At 43.0% G+C, this 19,566-nt stretch carries 18 protein-coding genes; 6 read left to right on the top strand and 12 right to left on the bottom strand.

All coding sequences use genetic code 11. From position 1 onward, the window contains the following. Positions 1-186: 186 nt before the first annotated feature. From D1814_RS03255 to queF, 6 genes are all read right to left on the bottom strand, one after another. Positions 187-1,194 carry an isocitrate dehydrogenase gene (locus D1814_RS03255; protein ID WP_118490081.1) on the bottom strand — a complete coding sequence of 336 codons (1,008 nt, stop codon included), beginning with the start codon at positions 1,192-1,194 and terminating at the stop codon, positions 187-189. Between the two features lie 355 nt (positions 1,195-1,549). Beyond that, positions 1,550-3,160: a histidine kinase gene (locus D1814_RS03250; RefSeq protein WP_118490080.1), complete on the bottom strand. Its 1,611-nt coding sequence runs from the start codon at positions 3,158-3,160 to the stop codon at positions 1,550-1,552. Positions 3,161-3,171: 11 nt separating this feature from the next. Next, positions 3,172-3,546 carry a DUF3192 domain-containing protein gene (locus D1814_RS03245; RefSeq protein WP_118490079.1) on the bottom strand — a complete coding sequence of 125 codons (375 nt, stop codon included), beginning with the start codon at positions 3,544-3,546 and terminating at the stop codon, positions 3,172-3,174. A 197-nt stretch (positions 3,547-3,743) separates the two neighbouring features. After that, complete coding sequence (gene ppnN / locus D1814_RS03240) at positions 3,744-5,105, bottom strand: nucleotide 5'-monophosphate nucleosidase PpnN (protein ID WP_118490078.1); 1,362 nt, start codon at positions 5,103-5,105, stop codon at positions 3,744-3,746. Between the two features lie 10 nt (positions 5,106-5,115). Beyond that, a complete protein-coding gene (locus tag D1814_RS03235) occupies positions 5,116-6,672 on the bottom strand; it encodes a diguanylate cyclase (RefSeq protein ID WP_118490077.1) in 1,557 nt (518 codons plus the stop codon). A 74-nt stretch (positions 6,673-6,746) separates the two neighbouring features. Then, the gene (queF, locus tag D1814_RS03230; protein WP_118490076.1) at positions 6,747-7,607 is read right to left on the bottom strand and encodes an NADPH-dependent 7-cyano-7-deazaguanine reductase QueF; all 861 of its coding nucleotides are present in this window, start codon (positions 7,605-7,607) and stop codon (positions 6,747-6,749) included. Between the two features lie 162 nt (positions 7,608-7,769). Here queF and syd point away from each other — a divergent pair, with 162 nt between their 5' ends. Then, entirely contained in the window at positions 7,770-8,312 is a 543-nt protein-coding gene (syd, locus tag D1814_RS03225) for a SecY-interacting protein (protein ID WP_118490075.1), read from the top strand. Positions 8,313-8,374: 62 nt separating this feature from the next. Here the strand turns inward: syd and D1814_RS03220 are convergent, their stop codons facing one another. Continuing rightward, positions 8,375-8,686 (bottom strand): hypothetical protein, encoded by a 312-nt coding sequence (locus D1814_RS03220; protein ID WP_118490074.1) that lies wholly within the window; start codon positions 8,684-8,686, stop codon positions 8,375-8,377. 375 nt (positions 8,687-9,061) lie between these two features. Between D1814_RS03220 and D1814_RS03215 the strand changes: the two genes are divergently transcribed. Both D1814_RS03215 and D1814_RS03210 read left to right on the top strand, forming a co-directional pair. Next, on the top strand, positions 9,062-9,427 hold the full coding sequence (locus D1814_RS03215) for a DUF3192 domain-containing protein (protein WP_118490073.1): 366 nt from the start codon (positions 9,062-9,064) through the stop codon (positions 9,425-9,427). Between the two features lie 226 nt (positions 9,428-9,653). Beyond that, positions 9,654-10,301, top strand: a complete 648-nt coding sequence (locus D1814_RS03210) for a GNAT family N-acetyltransferase (protein ID WP_118490072.1) — start codon at positions 9,654-9,656, stop codon at positions 10,299-10,301. 980 nt (positions 10,302-11,281) lie between these two features. Here the strand turns inward: D1814_RS03210 and D1814_RS03205 are convergent. Next, on the bottom strand, positions 11,282-11,584 hold the full coding sequence (locus D1814_RS03205; protein ID WP_118490071.1) for a DUF3301 domain-containing protein: 303 nt from the start codon (positions 11,582-11,584) through the stop codon (positions 11,282-11,284). Then, positions 11,585-12,634: a DUF3549 family protein gene (locus D1814_RS03200; protein WP_118490070.1), complete on the bottom strand. Its 1,050-nt coding sequence runs from the start codon at positions 12,632-12,634 to the stop codon at positions 11,585-11,587. Between the two features lie 237 nt (positions 12,635-12,871). Between D1814_RS03200 and D1814_RS03195 the strand changes: the two genes are divergently transcribed. The 3 genes from D1814_RS03195 to D1814_RS03185 are packed head-to-tail and all read left to right on the top strand — an operon-like array spanning position 12,872 to position 14,566. Then, entirely contained in the window at positions 12,872-13,216 is a 345-nt protein-coding gene (locus D1814_RS03195; RefSeq protein ID WP_232368966.1) for a YqcC family protein, read from the top strand. Next, on the top strand, positions 13,213-14,064 hold the full coding sequence (gene truC / locus D1814_RS03190) for a tRNA pseudouridine(65) synthase TruC (protein WP_118490068.1): 852 nt from the start codon (positions 13,213-13,215) through the stop codon (positions 14,062-14,064). The genes D1814_RS03195 and truC overlap by 4 nt, the downstream gene beginning before the upstream one ends. A gap of 52 nt (positions 14,065-14,116) precedes the next feature. Further along, entirely contained in the window at positions 14,117-14,566 is a 450-nt protein-coding gene (locus D1814_RS03185) for a flavodoxin domain-containing protein (protein ID WP_118490067.1), read from the top strand. A gap of 97 nt (positions 14,567-14,663) precedes the next feature. Here the strand turns inward: D1814_RS03185 and dapD are convergent, their stop codons facing one another. The 3 genes from dapD to map form a co-directional block, all read right to left on the bottom strand. Continuing rightward, positions 14,664-15,488, bottom strand: coding sequence for a 2,3,4,5-tetrahydropyridine-2,6-dicarboxylate N-succinyltransferase (dapD, locus tag D1814_RS03180; protein ID WP_118490066.1), 825 nt, complete (start codon positions 15,486-15,488; stop codon positions 14,664-14,666). Then, the gene (gene glnD, locus D1814_RS03175) at positions 15,485-18,136 is read right to left on the bottom strand and encodes a [protein-PII] uridylyltransferase (protein ID WP_118490065.1); all 2,652 of its coding nucleotides are present in this window, start codon (positions 18,134-18,136) and stop codon (positions 15,485-15,487) included. The genes dapD and glnD overlap by 4 nt, the downstream gene beginning before the upstream one ends. Before the next feature lie 249 nt (positions 18,137-18,385). Next, entirely contained in the window at positions 18,386-19,180 is a 795-nt protein-coding gene (gene map / locus D1814_RS03170) for a type I methionyl aminopeptidase (RefSeq protein WP_118490064.1), read from the bottom strand. Between the last annotated feature and the right edge of the window lie 386 nt (positions 19,181-19,566).

Below are 19,566 nucleotides of genomic sequence, written 5' to 3'. Positions count from 1 at the left end.
TCGATGTAACGATTAGTAATAAAGCGCGAAGCACCTCTGCATGTACAAGCAAGATAATAGAGGCGGGGTGAAAAAGCGGTAGTCCAGTTTTAGTACAGTTTTTATTCAAAAAGTGGAGAGTAATGTATAAAAAAACGGGCTAGAGAGCCCGTTTTAAAATAATAACAGTACTACAGCACGAGACGCTTATAGACGATCAAGAAGCGCTTGGGTAAATTCTGTCGTACCAGCTTCACCGCCTAGGTCGCGTGTGGTGCGGTCGCCAGACTCAATAACGTCTTTCAACGCTGTGCGAATTTTCTCTGCCTTATCACCCATGTTTAGGTATTCAAGCATTTGCGCTGCAGCTAAAACGACAGACGTTGGGTTCGCAAGGTTTTTGCCCGCGATATCTGGAGCACTACCGTGTACGGCTTCAAAGATTGCGCAATCTTCACCGATGTTTGCCCCCGGTGCCATGCCAAGGCCGCCTACAAGGCCCGCACATAGGTCAGATAGGATGTCGCCGAAAAGGTTAGTCGTTACGATAACGTCAAACTGGTGAGGATTCATCACAAGCTGCATACAGCAATTATCAACAATCATTTCTGCTGACTCGATATCCGGATAACGCTCGCCAACCTCACGGGCAACTTTTAGGAATAGACCTGAAGTTGACTTAAGAATGTTTGCTTTATGAACCGCGGTTACTTTCTTACGACCTTCACGACGAGCTAGTTCGTAGGCGAAGGTTACGATTTTCTCAGCGCCGTCACGAGTAATTTTACTCATTGCTTCAGCTTCGTTGCCGTCTTCTGAAACTACTTGGCCTAGACCAGAGTACATACCCTGCGTGTTTTCACGTACAGTGATGATATCAATATCTTCATAACGTGCTTTTGTGCCTTTAAAAGACATTACAGGGCGAAGGTTAGCGTACAGTTTAAACTGCTTACGAAGACTAACATTGATAGACGTAAAGCCTTCACCAACTGGCGTAGTTAAAGGGCCTTTAAGCGCAACTTTATTTTTTGCGATAAGGTCTAGTGTTTCTTGAGGTAGAAGCTCGCCATGTTCTTCCAGTGCAACTAAGCCCGCATCGGCATAGTCATAGGCAAAGTCACAGCCAACCTTATCTAGAATTTTTGTGGTCGCATCGATAATGTCCGGGCCAATGCCGTCACCGCGAATGACTGTAATACGTTGCTGAGTCATGTGGAGGGATCCTCTGGTAATTCTGTTATCAAAATCGTTAGGTTTATTAAGTTTTTTGTTTGGCGCGTAAGGTGCCAAATTTTGCCTGCGTACATATTATAATGGAAAATGTAGGGAAAAGGGGTAAAGCACGGCAAAAGTTGTCTTATTTTACCCGATAGCCGGCGCAAGTTATAGCCATTCGTAAAGATAAATTTAATTGGTAATGGGCTTTTTCGACTATTAAATACTGTGGAAGTAATCGTTTAAAGTTGAAAGGTATTAAATACACTAGTTGATACCTTAGCACTCAACAGATGTTTATCATTGAACGTATAAACACATCTGGAGCGCCGCTAAAGAAACGTTAAAAACGCTATAAAGGTAGGGGGCAGAAGAGTAGTTGCCCACTAGACTCAAGCGCATCGAGAACATCATTGGGTTCTAAGCTTAAAATCCTTAAAAGGGTTTTCACGTTAATATCTTGCAGTAATGTATAAACATCTTGATTAAATAAGCATGCTTTCGCAAGTGAAAAGCTTAACACTAAGACTGCCTGTTCTTTTTGAATCGATTTGGGAACTTCGGTGCTCGCTTTGCCACACTGATGTATTACCGCGCGCCAGGTAGAACTTTGGTGCCAACTACCAGCGAGTTCCGACGCTATTGCTAGCCAAGGCGTATCGGACTTCACTTTAAACGCGTTATTAATAGAAACGGTTTTTTCGAGGTCGACGGGCAAGGATTTAGATACTTTGAAGCCTGGAAGGGTGAATAAAGGGGTGCAAATAAAGGTCATCGTTAAAGCTGCTGATTGTGGCGTAAACTTCGAATCTACAAGTTGCGCCAAGTAGCTGGAAAACGAACACGCTAGCAAGGTTATTTGTTTGCACATTCCCATAAGAGGAAATTGGTTTTGCGTTAATCGCTCTAAAAGGGCGAACTGAATAAGCATGTCGCCCACCCGTTCTATACCGTAGGTTAGTACTGCCTGTTTTATACTTTTAACAGGCAGTTGCAATCTGTTGTCTTGACTCGCCATGTGCATTAAAAAGTGATTAAAAGTGGGGACTTTTTCAATTTTTTCACACAGCTGTTCAATCACTACATCTTGCTTTTGCAATTCGTCGATAATGGTAATAAGCGCTTTCGGAGGTTGTTGGATAGCGAATGTTGAAGGCAGGTATGGTGTACCTCCCTGGTTTACTCTGGCACTGGCTGTGTCAGTGTACAGCGCCATAAAATGCTCAAATGGCAATGATAATGGCACCGGAGCTTGAATAGCCGTTAAAGGGAGCCACTTACCATCTTCGTCATCTTTGCTGAGCGTGAATACATAACCATGGTTTTGCTGCACATCGACTAATGCACCAGGCACGCCCTCAGCAAATACTTTTGCTCCAGGAAGTAAACCTTCGAATAGTCTAATAAGCGGTGCAATATGATGCCGATGATAAGCTGGTAAGCGACAGGCTATGCGGGTAAACACCGCTTGGTGATCGTTTTTTTTCACGTTTGTGGCGAAAACACCTGATAGAAGGCACAGCCTCTGCGCTAAATTCAGACGGTTATCTGCAATGAAGTTACTGCATTTTCCTGTCTGAAAGGCTTTTTGCAATTTTACCGTATCTTGCCAAATGGTCAGATTGTGTTTACGCAAAAAGCGAATGACTTCAGGAATGCTATCTCGTGGTGTTTTAGCGCTTGATAGCCAAAAGGTAGCAAGTAAAGAGGCGAGAACGTGCTGTAGGTAATGGTCGTTCAATCGACAGAGCTTGCCAAACAGTGCCAATAGCAAAAGTTGTTGCGTGTCTTTAGGTAAGTCGTTATCGATATGAAGCGTGGCCGCAGCTAGGGCTGGGTTTGCATTAACTAACGTCAATATCCGTTTTGCGTTTTTTAACCAATGATTAATACGCTGCTCAACTGATAACTCAGCTTCGCCTATATGAACAAGGCGTTTAAGTGTGGAAATGATGCCGGTCACTCCCCATCCTTTTAACTTTTTTGATAGCTGGAGTAAGCCCCTTCACCCCAAGCTATAAGCTTATCATTTTCGAACAGCAAAGGCGTGCACTCATCTTGTGTTGTTAAGCCGTCTGCGCGTACGTGCTGAGTTCTAAAAAACATTACTTGAATCGCTGTTGTGCCTTGCCGTTTAGCCTCTGTGATATCAGGCGAGCCCAGCAAAGCAAGCACCTCTTCTCGCGTACTGCCCAGCTTCAATTTAGTAATTTGGACGCGGTTGTACTCTTCACGGTCTTTCCAGTCCATATTTTCAGGTTTATCAGGATAAAAAGCGATAACCATAAAAACAAACACCGCATATAACGCGACGCCAGCTAAAATTAGACGAATAACCTTGGTATTCATGACCGTTACTTCTCGTTTTCTCTACTCAAATGTTCGTGAGGGGCATTAGTGCCAAAAAGCATGAGCATTTAACAAGGAAAACTCGCTGCTCGTAACATTTTTCTGCTTAACAACACTCTAGGCAAGTGTACCCTAAAACGCCTATTAAACATAAGTAGTAAACGTAAGCAAATGCGTCACCTTTTTATTTCGCTTTGTCAGCCATTTTTCACAATATAACAAGGTTCGTAAGCGCTTCCTGGAAGCTTCATTCTATGTTGTTTTACAAATGACTCTAATAACGTATCGACCTTTTCCATAAGCTTACTATCGCCGGTAAGCTCAAAGGGCCCGTGTTTTTTAATTTGTGCAATGCCCTCGGCTTTAACGTTCCCAGCAACAATACCTGAAAATGCTTTACGTAAATTTGCAGCAAGGTCACTTTTACTTTGATCTAAGTGAAGCTGTAGTGCCGCCATACTTTCATGAGTGGGTATGAAAGGTTGTTGGAAGTCCTGTTCGATTTTGAGGGACCAGTTAAAGCTGAAAGCATCACCCATCGCACCTCTAAACTTTCTCACTTTTTCTAGGTGCCTGCTCATAGTGCGGGCTACTTCTTCAGGATCATCCACGATAATCTGATATTTTGACTGAGCTTGTGCGCCTAACGTGGCACCTACGAAGGTATCTATGGCTTCGAAATACTCTTCGCTGCCTGCAGGACCGGTTAAAATAAAGGGGAATGGTTGTTGCGCGTTGCGCTCATTCATCAATATACCAAGTAAATAAAGCAGTTCTTCAGCTGTTCCTACGCCGCCAGGGAATACAATGATACCATGCCCTAATCTCACGAAGGCTTCTAAACGCTTTTCGATATCTGGCATGATAATAAGCTCGTTCACAATCGCATTAGGCGGCTCTGCGGCAATAATACTGGGTTCAGAAATACCTATGTATCGACCGGATTTGTGACGTTGCTTGGCATGACCTATCGTCGCCCCTTTCATTGGACCTTTCATTGCGCCGGGACCACATCCAGTACAAATATTCATATCGCGCAGGCCTAGTTGATAGCCCACTTCTTTCGTGTACTTATACTCGACTTGATTGATAGAGTGACCGCCCCAGCACACTATCGTATTTACGCTATCGTTACCTTCAAGCGCTTTAGCGTGACGCAGCATGTCGAACACCATATCGGTGATCTCGTTCCCCTCAGCAGGCGCTGTTTGATGAAGAAAAGCATACTTATTGCCCATGTAAAGCAAATCGCGTAGAACAGCAAATAAATGCTCATGAACACCGCGAACAAGCTTTTCGTCTACAAATGCGACTTCCGGCGGATTAACAAGCTCAATCTTTACGCCTCGCTCACGGCGTATGAGTTTTATTTCAAAATTCTCAAAAGGGGCGAAAAGCGCTTCAAAGTTATCTTCATCCACACCGCTGTTCAATACTGCAAGGCAGCAGTTCCTGAACATAGCAAAGAGCTCGCTATTCGTTGTGTCTTGCAGTCGAGAGACTTCTACTTGTGAAAGCTGACTCATCGAGCCAACGGGGTTAAGCTGTACTTTCTTCATACTTCACACCCTATAAGTCAGTGCTTAAATCAGTTACTACAAGGTTGCGACCGTTTCGCTTCGCTTTATAGAGGTATTCATCCGCGCGCTCAAAAACCGTTTCTGTTGTGTCTTCATTACCAAAGCAGGACGCGCCAAATGATGCAGTGATTTTTACTTTCTCTTGCTTAAATTTAAACGGCATAGCAGCCAGTTTAGTTCTAATTTCATTGAGCTTTTCGTCAATCTCTGTCATCTGCGATTCAGGCAGTAGCATCACGAACTCTTCTCCTCCCCACCGCGCAACAAAGTCGTTTTCAGAAAGGTTTTGTTTCAAAAACTTACTCACCACTTGAAGGGTTTTGTCTCCGGCGGCGTGGCCAAATCTATCGTTGATAGATTTGAAATGATCGATATCTACAACGGCGACTGCAAGTGTTGTTCCATTTTCCTTATAGTTAGCAAAAGCGGCATCCAGTTTCTCGTTATAAGCCTGTCTATTTGGTAAACGTGTGAGCGGGTCGGTGCGACTTTGCATCGCTTGCTCAGCCAGCTTCTTTTTATAAACACTGGTTTGCTGTTGCAATGTATCGATGCGCGATTGCATGGTCGATAACAGAGCCAAAAGTGCTTCTTGCCCCTGCTCATCGCTGTCTTGCTGCTCGCTTAAGGTTGCGACAAGTTTTTCTACGCGAAGCTGGGTTTGCTCTTTCAGTGATTCTAAGGAGTCGCTCTCTGATACAGTTTCCTCAATATAACTAATATGCCGTTTAATTTGCTCTGTACCAGCTTTGCGTTGCTCGAACTGTACTTGGCTATTTTCTATGGTTGTATTCACGTCGTTGCTTATTTCGCCAAGTGAACGATGAAGGCTTTGAATCACTTTCCCTGTTAAGCTTGCCTCTGACATTGCGTCTTGCACGATCATGCGTAAAATTACAACGCAACTCTTAAGTAGCTGCTCATTATCCATACCTTCATCAAGACGTTGCTTAATATCATTAAGCTGCTGATCACTTGGTTTTTTCTGAGCATAAGAAGTAATTAGATGGTTAAGCTCAACTAAAATAGAACGGTAGTGAGGGTTTTCATCTTTGATTGAGCCAGCTGTAGCGCTTTCTTTTTTTTCTGGTCTAGCTTCTACTGTTTCAGGTTGTTCAAGCCCTATCATTTCTTTATTCAGCGCAATACGATGAAGAGCAATGGCTTTGGCGTAAAGCTTATAGATACTGAATATATCGCCTACAGGCTGGTTTAGTTTAATTAACTCTTGTGTAGTAAGCCCTTTCAGTTCGCTGTCTTCAAAGACAATTTTCTGCAGCTGTTTCATTGCATCTTCTAGCGACGAAACGGTATCAATACTGTACTTTCTTAAGGTAATTTCTTGATGCTGAAGAGACTTATTAAGCTTTTCAATGCTAACAGCGGCTAGACTAAAATTAGGTGTGCCTGAAAGGTGGCCGCGCAGTACCTTAAGTTCAGTATCTATTTTATCGGAAAAGCCCTCATAAAATGCAGAGAGCTTCACGATAAATTGACAAAGAAGCGCGTTATTTTGTTTTAGGGCTTGTAATTGTTTTGCTTCCATAATCTCGTCTTTGTTCTAATTCGCAATTACCGTCGCGATTTAGTTAGCTTTTGATTGTGTGCTTCATCGCTGTATTACTGACGTGCCTGACGATGATTGGCATAAGGTGCTTCAAAATTCGACCGGAAAGGGTTGATATCTAACCCCCCGCGCCGAGTATAACGGGCACACACTGTTAACTTAGTGGGCCTGCAATGCTGCATAATGTCGCTGTAGATACGCTCAACGCATTGCTCATGAAATTCATTGTGCTGCCTAAAGCTAATCAGATATTTTAAAAGCCCTTCATGATCAAGGGCTTTTCCTTCATACCTAATTTGAATACTAGCCCAATCTGGCTGACTTGTGATTAAACAATTAGATTTAAGTAAATGAGAAACGAGGGTTTCTTGGGTATTGACGTTATTTTCGCTAACCGCTAAAAACTGCGTATTAGGAGAGTACTGCTCGATTTCCACATCAAGATTGTCCAACAAAACTCCCTCAAACTCTTTAAATTGCAACGAAGAAAATTGTTGAGGGAGAATGAGTTTTACCTGAACCTGCTCACCTGCACACTTAGATAGATCCGCTTGAAGCACTTTTTGTACTTCTTCTGGTGAATCAAACTTTGATTGATTGAAGCTATTCAAATATAGCTTGAAAGATTTTGATTCAATAAGGTTTGGGGAAGTAATAGGAACATGACACTCCAAAATTGCTACATTAGGCTTCCCTTTTTCATTAAGCCAAGAAAGTTCGTATCCCGTCCAAGTGTCTATCCCATCAAACGGTAATTGTGAATCGGCCAGGGCTAACGTATCCCGGCTTAAACTGCGAGGTACCCCTTGCAATAAGCTTGGGTTGTATTCAAATTCATAATCGACCTGTTTGCCCAGCGATAGGTCATCAGGTGCGGAGATAATAATTTTTTGAGGCGAATTGTCAGTCGACATAAGAACCTTTCATCTATCTACTTGAAGTGCTAACAGGCGTTCCGCTACAGCGTAATTTTACGAGGTTACGTTATGAACTAGCAGTACAGACTAAGCGACCCCAGTATTGACTTAACTGTTTAGTTGTATAGTGTACCCCAAAAATACGAGGGTAACGTCAAAATGGCTCTAACAATTCCTGCACAATTAGATAAATTTGTATCATCTTATGTCGAACAAGCTGAGGGTGAAGGGTTAAAAATCGCATTTGACAGCGAGTGGCCATCGCCTTGCTACAAAACCAGTGCTAGTGACGGCGAGCCCGTCAGCTGGACGCCCGTGCTACAATCTCCGCCACATTCTTTTGATAATGTTGAAGAAGCCCTGACTCTTAAACTAAATACAGATTATTGTCAGTTTTTCACCCGTTATTACAGCGACAATTTGAAAGCAATGGCGCCTCAAGGTAGCTGTGAATTACTTCAAGTGTTTAACAGCGAAGACTTTGAAAGGCTTCAACAAAATTTAATCGGTCATTTGTTAATGAAGCAAAGGCTAAAGCAAGCGCCTACGTTGTTTTTCGGATTAACAGACGAAGAAGATTTCATATTATCGGTTGTCAATGAAAGCGGTGAAGTTGCATTGGAACAGGTAGGAAAAGAGCCAGCTAAAATTCTTGCCCCGTCGCTTGCTGCATTTCTTGAGCAACTTACTCCTCGTCCTTAAAGCAAGCGGCGTTACACAACATACTTACAAACGGTCGCTACTTTCCTAGTTAGCACTTGTGCTTACTGAGCATTCATCATTTTAAGTAGTGTCTGTTTTAATTCGGCGACTTCTTTTTCTAAAGTTTCCACACGCGTTTGAAGGCTGTCTGTTCGGCGTGTATTAAGCGACGTGTTTTGTTCAGATGGGTTTTCTTTACCGGTGGCGTCAAGCTGAGGCTTATGTGCATTGAAACGCTTTATTGCTTCAATAGCTTCTGTTACTGACACCTTAAATGGGGCTTTAGACCTTAAAATGCCTACCGTTGGTGCTTTGCCTTCCTTATACATTTGAAGACACAAAACGTGAAGTTGCTGTAAGTTCGAATTTGACATGAGAGTAAAATGTTTGAAGATCGCGAATATAGCTAGTGTAGCTTGTTCACATAGTCAATTTCACTAATAAGTTACTGATTTCACTATTTTTTTGGATGTGCGAAAGCTGGGTGGAAAGATAAAAGTCATGTAAATCAGATAGATATGCTTTTGGTACTATTCTTGTTTATTTAGTTTTAAATCACGTTAGTTCACACCATTAAGTGGATGAAACATAAACGGAGCAGTCTGCATTCAGTGTCGATTCACATAGCAGGGGCGATACTTTAAATGGGTATAAGTATTGAGAATGCTTGCAACACTTAGGTTTGCAACTGTAAGGCCATTAGGCTCTAAACTTAAAAATAAAACCAACACAATATTTAAGGAATTCACATGAAAACGGTTCTTCTTTCTGTCGCTTTAGCATCTTCAGCTTTGCTTTCTGGCTGTGTCGTGTCTGTAGGTGGCGGTTCGGATAGTCACTATGGCGCTGATTGGGAAGATAGAGAGTTTAATAATCGCAAACATATCGCAAACCTAGAGACTGGCGCGAGTTATGAGAGTGTTTTAAGAAAAATGGGCGTTGCAGACTTTAACGAACTTTTTGAAAAGCAAGATGGTACATATCGCGTACTATATTACCGCACACAAAAAACAATGGGCGATGGTATAACGACGAAAGACGAATGTACGCCCCTTGTTTTTAGAAATAGCAGCTTAGTAGGTTGGGGCGATAGCGCATACAGCCTAATGCACTAATTTGTAATTTAGTGAATGTATAGCGATATAAAATTTGCCGAACAATTAAATGTTAATTAAAAGTTAACATGAAAGGGGTTTTCAAGTAGGCTAAAGTTTAGACAGTTTAAGTGAGTTGGTGACGCGAAGAAAAAGCGACTACCTTGTTACTCACTTGTTCTTTTTTACTATGCTTTTATCGAGTTTGGTAAAAATAACTAATCAGCTTTGCGTACATGGAGCCCCTATGAACACCGATGCCCTCAATAACGTGTTAGCCCCCTTGCAAGACACCGTCAAAGCGATTTACCTTTCAGTCGATGACCTCAAAGTTGCCGCGTCTCTACTTTACAATGCTTATGTGGATGATCCGTTATTTATCGATATCTTTCAGGCGGAAAAAGAAGGGTATGAAAGTCGCCTTCGTTCAGCTATTCGCGAGGAACTTAATGCGTTTTGGGTAGCAGAACAGCCCATGATTGGTTTGTTTGACGACGATAGATTGATTGCGGTGGCATGCCTTACCGCGCCAGATGCGGCTTTTGGTGCAGGGCGTTACTGGCATTGGCGATTGAGAATGCTGCTAACCGCAGGTTTATTCGGCACCAAACAAATGCTGGAAAAAGAAGAGAAAGTAAGAGCGTTAGTACCAGCAGATAACTTTCATATGCTAAGTTTTATCGCGGTTCACCCCGATTATCAACACCACGGTCTCGGTCATATATTATTAGGTGCCATTGATAGTGTTGTCGAAGAAGATAACAAAAGCGAGGGGGTTTCAGTATTTGTGACTGTAGATAAACACCGTACGTTTTTTAACGATGATAACTACCAGGTTGTTGGACAACTAAGCCTTTCCCATGTTCAGGGAGAAGTTATGTTTAGACAGAAATGACGCTTTTTTATTCAACGAAATATCCCTATCAAAATATCGCCAACTAAAGTTCTAATCTTTACGCCAAATTTACCACAGCGTTTGTAAGACATTTCCTACAAATGCTGTGAGTGATCTTACCTAAATTCTGAAAGAATAATTCATACTAAAGTATATAGCCCTTGTTTTTAAAAGGTTTTTTTTCGTTAGCCAAAAGTCGTACAAAAACTTTTCTTAAATCTCTGTAATTCAATATGGCGGTAATATTTGGAAGGGATACTATGAACATGTCACAAGGAAACACGACGAGTCAGGGATTGAGTCAGGAATTCATTAAAGGATTAAATTAGGACAACTTAAGGAAGAGATTCTCACAAGGTTGTGAGTAAAAGGAAGGGACGCAGTAGGGAGTTGCGAAACAAGGAAGTGACAAAGGATTGAAGGGAACGAACGGATTTCACGGATGGCATGTGTGATAGGAATGTCACAGACAGGACGTAGCATGGATAAGGACAAAGCTAGCAGGGAGCTAGTGGCACGGAGCCAAGAGCAAGGCAGCTTTTAAGGAATTTCTAGTTTGCATGGACGAGCAAACCAAGGATGAAAGAGGGACATGCTAAAGGATTAGCAAAGCTGTAGCAGGATGTGCAGCAAGCAAAGGACGAAGGAAGGGAAGGTCAGCGGAGCCTGACAAGGACAGCCTCAGGATGAGGAACACTGCATGAAGGATGTGCAGTAATAAAGGAAAAAAGGAAAGGGACCTACGCATGGAAGTGTAGCTCGCACAGGAAGTCGCGAGAGTAGATGGAAAGGGGCGTATACGGATTTTAATCGGGAAGATTTTAGTCGCAAAGGATAGCGGAGAAGGATACTCAAAATTCCAGGAAAAAGGGGAGCCGTCAGGTTCCCCTTTTTTTGGCGGTTTTGGGAAACATATTTTTCAATTTACTAAGAATTACTTCTTAGTACTGAAGAGATTGTAAATACCTGAGCATAAGCGTCTACACCCTATGCGGCGGTACCTCGGTTCGCATGACTTTCACGCCTACCAGTTCGACTTCGCCGGTATATCTGTCTTCACCATTACTTGAAAACTCAAAGTGAAATAAGCTGTGCCAGTCCGGCTTACCAAACTTAAATGAGAACCGAGTTTTAGCCCTTGCCACACTCAATAACTGCAAACCATGTTTATCGCAGTATTGCTTTAGATAAGCGTTTGTTCGCTCTGAAATAGCCCGAATACGCCAAAATTGATAGCCGGTAAAACCAATTGTTAACCATATGACCAATTCAAGTAATGTCATCTACTTTCTCGCCTGCGCAAACAACCGCTGAAATGCCTCGCTGAGAATATCCGAGTTGGCATCTGAGTGCAGCAATGTAAGCACTTGTCTGCGCAGTTTCGGAATTTGGACTAGATCAGAGAAGAAACCAGCAAATAAGGCACCTTGGTGGTCTTCTTTTTCGTCAACTTTAGCTGCTTGTTCTAAAAAAGTGCTAAGCAGTAGCGGTTCCATTTGTTCGAAATGCCGCGCCGCAATAACACTTAAAATATCGACTCGCTGCGATTTTTCGTTTTTCAATAAGTCTAGTAGCTTACTGTTTATCACCGGGTTGAAGTTCCCTTCTGAGGCCCCTCTCAGCGCCGCGAGGTTGATGTCGTCGCCATCATCAATTTTGCTCAAATACATAGCCAATAAGTTATCTGACAAAGAAACGCTCTCGCTTGTCTCCATAAGCGTATTAACGAATACATCTGAGTAAAGTGCTACATTGGCTTTAATTGCTTCCTCTAACACTGCTCGCTTTGCATGCACGCTGAGCCCATGTATAAAATCTGCCACGCTTTGCATAGATATTTGTTGCCAATCCACAAGTTGTGGGGCTTGAACGTAAGCTTCAACTTTCTGGCCCTCTTCGCTTAAGGGGTGGTTTAACGTGCTTTTGACTAGCGCATTAAACTGCGCAAGTTGCGATTGGTTCGGCACGAAGGAATAAGGGTTGTCGGGCAATTGCTGTGCATTTTCGGTATCTTCTGCAATCGACTTTCCTAGTGCATCAACAATAATCTCTAAAAAATGATTTCTAGCAGCGGCAACGATTAAGCCTTGTTCATCAAGTGGCAGTTTTACAAACCATATATAGTGTTGCGAGGATGCATTCTTGTTCCAAAAAACAATACCGAACCACGCATGTTGCTGACGAGGGTAGGGCGCGTAAGCACTGCCATTTTCTATTTCTAGAAACGTTTGATTATCAGTGGGTTCAATACGTCGACCTAAATCAAAAACATGATATTCAGTGCCTGCGTGTAACAAAAACTCACTGATAGAATTGATACTGTTAGCGCTCATAACTCGTTCCAAAATACTGCTATAATTAAATGTTGCTAGGCCCGTAGACCTTTGATGTTCAGCAAAGAGCAACCGCCTCTAGGGCGTGCTTATATTTGCTGTGGGCCATCAGCAAACCTCATTAATGGTATCACAGCAGAAGAATTTCAACGATATAACACACTGACTTATGTTGACCTTACGCCCCTGATATACTGCGCACTAAAAATTGAAGCGTATTTGTATTGCGGAGAAGTTGTGAATAAAGCGAATAGCGGCCGTCATTTAGTATTTATTAAAGCTCTAGAACAATTAGAATCTGTTATGCAGCAGGATGGCGTTTGGCCAGATGAAGTGCCAAATGAACAAGCGCTTAAAAATGCTATGGGAAGTGAAGTACCTTTCGCAGCTGACTGTTGTTCTTTTGAAGCTTGGTTAGCTTTTATTTTTATACCCAAAATGCGCATATTATTGACTCAATCACACCCTATACCGGCTATGCAAATCTTACCCGCGGCAGAAGTGTACTTATCACCCGCGAATCAAGGTACTCTGTCTGCGCTACAACACATTGACAATATTGCCAGTGGAGACATTGGATGAATAAGCTAGAGCAAGCTCCAAGTACCTTACATGAGAGGACTCCTGGGGATGCAATAGAGCTGGCGGAAAAGCAGACTAGTAAAAAAGCCGATCTTGAAGGACAAGGAAGCACGGACCTTCTGCACCTGCCTGTTTTATACCAAGACGAGCACATTATTGCGATTAATAAGCCGCCAGGTCTACTTGTTCACAGAAGTCCTATAGATAGGCATGAAACCGTATTTGCGGTGCAGACGCTCAGAGATCAAATTGGCAAGCATGTTTTTCCCGCCCACCGCTTAGATAGGCCTACATCAGGCGTATTGATATTTAGTTTTAGCTCAGATATTGCAGCAAAGCTTGGTCAACAACTGATGGATAAGCAGGTGATTAAGGTATATCACGCTTTGGTTAGGGGCTTCGTCAACCACACCGGCTTTATCGATTATGCCCTTAAGTATCGCTATGACAAAATCGCAGACAAACACAAAAGGCAGCAGCAAGCCCCCCAACCTGCGTCCACCATGTATGAACCACTTACAAAGTTTGAAGTTCCTGAGCCTGTAGGCAGATACCAAAGTGCTAGGTATTCATTAGTAAAACTTTCTCCCAGTACTGGGCGTAAACATCAGCTTCGAAGACACATGGTACACATTCGTCACCCTATCATTGGTGATACAACCCACGGCGATGGGAAGCAAAACAAATTCGCCAAGCAGCACTTTAATTTTAATAATTTGGCCTTAAGTTGTACTCATATGGGCTTTTCTCATCCTGTTAGCGGTAAATGGATAACGATTAATGGTGAGATGCACAATGAAATGCAACAATTCGTAAACAGGTTAAAACCGTTTAGCTTGATAAAATAGAAGCACTTTCCGCCTGTCGACATGGGCGACGATCATTGGTTAAGAGGTAAAAATGGCAACATTGAAGATAATTGCGGGTACGGTATACGGTAACGCACAACACGTAGCTGAGCAGGTGGAAGAAAATTTAGCTGAACAGGGTGTGGATTGCTCACTCGAAAGTGACCCATCGGTAGCCGATTTTACAGATGCTGACGCACTTTTAATTATTACCTCTACGACAGGCCAGGGTGATGTCCCACCTAACCTTGAATTTGCGTTTTCAGATCTAAAAGACGAATCACCTATGCTAACTGGCAAGCCCTTCGCTGTTGCAGCGCTAGGTGATAGTAGCTATGGCGAAAGCTTTTGTGGTGCCGGCAAACAATTCCAAGAATTACTCACTGAACTACAAGGTAACGCGGTTGCCGATATGTTAGAGGTTGATGCTATTGAAACCCTAGAGCCAGAAAAAGATGTGGTAGAGTGGGTCAACACCATTAAAGACAAGCTTTTGTCTTAAACGTTGAAGGCTTTATTGGTTATAAATAAAAAGAGGCGCTAAAGCGCCTCTTTGTTATTTACGAACGTCGTTAGTTATCTAACGAGGTTTAATGTGTTTATTCAACGCCGCGAAGGAGAGCGTTAATACCTACCTTAGCACGGGTTTTCGCATCAACTTTTTTCACGATGATTGCAGCGTATAGGCTGTATTTACCATCTGCACTAGGCAAGTTACCCGCAACAACTACAGAGCCCGCTGGTACACGGCCGTAGTGAACTTCACCGGTCTCACGGTCATAGATACGCGTGCTCTGACCGATGTAAACGCCCATCGAAATAACAGAACCTTCTTCAACGATAACACCTTCTACAATTTCAGAACGCGCACCGATAAAACAGTTGTCTTCAATAATGGTTGGGTTTGCTTGAAGTGGCTCTAGTACACCACCGATGCCTACGCCACCAGAAAGGTGAACATTTTTACCAATCTGCGCACACGAGCCTACCGTTGCCCACGTATCTACCATAGTGCCTTCATCTACAAATGCACCAATGTTTACGTAAGAAGGCATAACAACTGCGTTTTTACCTACAAAAGTACCTGTGCGTACTGCTGCTGGTGGAACAATGCGAGCACCATCCGCTGCAAACTGTTCTGCAGTGTAGTTAGTATACTTTAATGGCACTTTGTCATAAAACTTACTCTCCGCGCCTTCAATAACATCATTGTTGTGAAGACGGAAGAAAAGTAGAACCGCTTTTTTCAGCCACTGGTGTACTACCCATTCGCCAGCAATTTTTTCTGCAACGCGGCCTTTTCCGCTATTAAGTAGGTCGATAGCTTGCGCTACCGCATCTCTTACTTCATCAGGTGCTGATGACGGGCTAATGCTGTCGCGATTTTCGAAGGCGTCTTCAATAATGGCTTTCAATTCATTCATGGTATTGTGATATCTTCAAGTTGGTCGAGTTTAAACAGGATACGCTTTTTAAGGTTTACCTGTTGTTCTTGGGTTAATGCGATGCCAGCGTCATTGCTGACGATAAAAATATCTTCGGCTCGCTCACCAATGGTGGCAATTTTTGCAAGCTTAAGAGTCATATTAGTATCAACGAATGCATGGCCAATTTTAGCTAAAATGCCAGGTGCGTCCAGGGCTTCTAACTCGATAAGCGTGGCTTCATCGTTGATATTGAAAAAACGAACCTTGGTCGGTACGTCTAACTGTTTCATTTGGCGGGGCAATTTTCGCTTGTTTTCGTGAGAGCGGCCCGGCTTTTCTAATTGGGCAGAAATGGCATTCTCAATAGAAGCAATGCGCGACTCTGAGCTTATACGGCTGCCGTCATTTTCAAGAATAAGCATACTGTCGAATACATAGCTATCTTTAGTAACGGTAACGTGGGCATCGTGAATCGAGCAATTGCGGCTGTCTAGTACAGATGCAACTTGAGCAAACAGGGCTTTTCTATCTTTACCATATACAAATACTTCCGTGCCGCCTTTAGCACTGTTGTCATTTGCCTTTACTAAAAGACCATCGTGTTCTGGCGTAAGCCATTCATCCTGGGCTTTAATAATTTCATCGGTATGCCATGCAATCTGCGTAGGTTTAAAGCGAACAAAGTAATCGTCGTCAAGTCTTGCCCACAGCGCATCAATGGCGATAGGATCAATAGCACGCTCTTGCAGAATCTGTCTTGCCTGGTGTTTGTGAGTGGTTACTCGCTCGTTAAGCGTAACCTGACACTGTAGCCCATTATCTAATGCTTTTTGCGTCATTAAATACAGCTCGCGAAGCAAAGACGCTTTCCAGTCGTTCCAAAGGTTATCATTGGTGGCGCGAATATCGGCAAGGGTCAGCGTATAAAGTAAATTTAGATGATTGTGGCTTCTTACGGCACCCGCGAATTCACTAATAACATCAGGATCGTAAATGTCACGGCGTTGAGCAACGACTGACATAAGCAGGTGGTTTTCTACTAGCCATGCAATTAATTCTGCATCTTTACTTGGTACGTCGTGTTGTGCACAGAACTTAGCGACATCTTGTGCGCCAAGGGTCGAGTGGTCGCCATTACGACCTTTCGCGATATCATGGAAAATCGCAGCAATGTAAAGTATTTCTGGTTTGTCGAGGTTTCGACAAATTCTGCCGCAGCGCGGAAAATCTTTGTTCTCTTTCGAGAAAAAATAGTTTACATGCTTTACTAGTCGGTGCGTGTGTTCGTCCACGGTGTAGGCGTGAAACAAGTCAAACTGCATCATACCCACAATGGTATCCCACTCTGGAAGGTAGGCTTGTAAAATGCCGTACTGGTGCATAATGTCCCAACCGAAATCGAAAAATTCAGGCTGCTTCATTAACCGCATAAATTTTTCGCGGCATAGAGGACGTTCTACGTAATATTCGGCTTCAAAGGCGCGGTGAGCGTTGCGCAATTGTCGAATGCAAATGGTACTTAAACCTTTTACTTCTGGGGTGTTTGCCACCAAATGTAAAAAGTCTAAAATTGCCTCCGGTGAAGAAAATACGGTTTCGTGTCGTGGCGAAATCATATTGTCGAGCAGTTCAAAATCGTCGTTTATGGTTACGCTCTTTTGCACGCTTTGATTTAGCATGTCATACTTGAAGCGTTGTAGTAGCATTTGGTTTAGTTCAGATACACGCGCCACCGTGCGGAAAAAGTCACGCATCATTTTTTCCACAGATGCCTTACCTTCTTCACCGTACCCCATCATTTTTGCGACGTCGGGTTGATAGTCGAAAAGTAAGCGGTTTTCACTTCTGCCAGCGACTAAGTGCAGCGCGCATCGCATTTTCCAAAGATGCATACGACAGGCTATTAGCTCACTGTGCTCTTGCTCGGTGAAGTAACCGTGACCCACCAAGTTCCATCCGTCATACTCTTTAAAGTGCTTTTTCGCTACCCAGCCGATAGACTGGATATCTCGCAAACACCCTGGATTTTCTTTAATGTTCGGCTCAAGGTTGTATGCGGTGCCGTTGAACTTGGCGTGTCGCTTTTTCTGCTCGTCATACTTAGCCGAGAAGAAGGATTTGCTCGACCATGAATTGCGACCGTTTACCTCATCCCACAGTTTGTCGAATGTAGTTTCACTTCCACAAAGTAAACGGCTTTCAACTAGATTAGTGGCGATGGTAATATCGTCTTTCGCCAGTTTGACCGTTTCTTTAATAGTGCGTACCGACTGTCCAACATCTAGTTTTATATCCCATAAAAGGGTGATGAACATGCCAATTTTTTCTTGCACTTCGGGCTTTAGCTTCTTCTTGCTGACAATGAGTAAATCGATGTCTGAGTGGGGTTGTAAATGGCCGCGACCGTATCCACCCACTGCGCAAAGAGAAAGTTCGTCCACGGTATCTAAGCCGTAAAGTTGCCAAAGGTGACAAAGCAATGCGTCGACAAATTGCGCACGACCGGTGACTATTTGGTTAACCGGCGTAGCGTCGAAAGACTCTGTTATCCAGGTATAACTGGCTTCCACGCATGATTTAATAACGGGGATTTCATCAACAGAGCTAATTGTGTCGATATTCTTTATCAGTGATTGCAGCGTCAAAATGCACCTTTGAAATAGACTTCTTTTAAATCGCTAAGAACAATAGCATGAATTGATAGCAGTTCGCAGTAGCAAATTTATGCATAAGTTAGGTTGAATTGTGAATATTTATGGTTTTTTGTTATAGGTGTGTAGCCCTTTAAATAGGGTCATTGTATGAGGATAAAAAATAAAGATTTAGTATGTGGTTTTGGATGAGACAAAGAGGTAAACAAAGCGGCTGTATGCTCAACAGCCGCAATGTGAAAATTATCCGTGTGAAATAACACGCTCTAAGCTTTCTTCCTCGCGAAGCGTTAGAATTTCAACACCTGTTTCGGTAACTAGAAGAGTGTGCTCCCATTGCGCACTTAAACTTCTGTCTTTAGTCACAACAGTCCATTGATCTGGCAAAACTTTTGAGTAACGTTTGCCCGCGTTAACCATAGGTTCGATGGTAAAGCACATACCAGGCTCTAAAACGTCACCCGTTCCCGGCTTGCCGTAGTGAACAATCTGCGGCTCTTCGTGGAAGCTCGCACCAATACCGTGACCGCAGTATTCACGTACTATTGAATAGTTATGCGCTTCAGCATGGGTTTGACAAATATGACCAATATCGCCAAGACGCATGCCCGGCTTCACTTGTTCAATCGCTTTATATAGGCATTCTTGAGTAACGCGAATAAGGCGCTCGGCAAGAATAGATGGCTTACCTACTACGAACATCTTTGAAGTATCACCGTGATAACCGTCTTTTATAACAGTTACGTCAATGTTGATGATATCGCCGTCCTTTAGCTTCTTGTCAGAAGGAATGCCATGACATATACAATGGTTCACCGATGTACAGATAGACTTTGGAAACGGTGGGTGACCATAGTTTAGTGGAGCGGGCACTGCCTTTTGCTCATTTACTATATAGTCGTGACAAAGAGTATTCAGCTCATCGGTGGTTACGCCTTTTTTCACATAAGGCCCGATCATAGTAAGTACTTCGGCAGCCAGTTTACCGGCTACGCGCATTTTTTCGATTTCTTCTGGGGTTTTGATAATAGCTGTCACAGCGCCTCTCAAATCGTTTGAAACTAGTTTGGTGAAGAATTTAAATTACTTACGCAGTATAACACTATTCAGGCCATTCTTGGTAAGGTGCTGATATTCTTGGTTTTTAATTGCTGATTCTTAAGGCTTATAGCATTGCGGTGGGTAGTCTGAATATAGGTTGGCGAAAATACGTAAAAGCCTGGCTTTTTAACGTTAAAACTTGAGGCTATGGTGGTATTGTGATATAAAGCGCGCGCCCTGACGGAAAGCTCATTTTGCTATATGCATCATGCACCGTTTTATAGGGTAAATTTATTTTATTAAAACACACATATACCGACACTTCGTATCGGGGTGTTCAGTTCAACGCAGGTTGGCCTGAATCGATACAAGGGGTATATGGA

The organism is Alteromonas sp. BL110 (genome assembly GCF_003443615.1).
In the GTDB taxonomy this organism is placed as follows: domain Bacteria; phylum Pseudomonadota; class Gammaproteobacteria; order Enterobacterales; family Alteromonadaceae; genus Alteromonas.
Note: the sequence above shows the minus strand (reverse complement) of the source record. Positions and strands in the feature narration are given on the sequence as shown.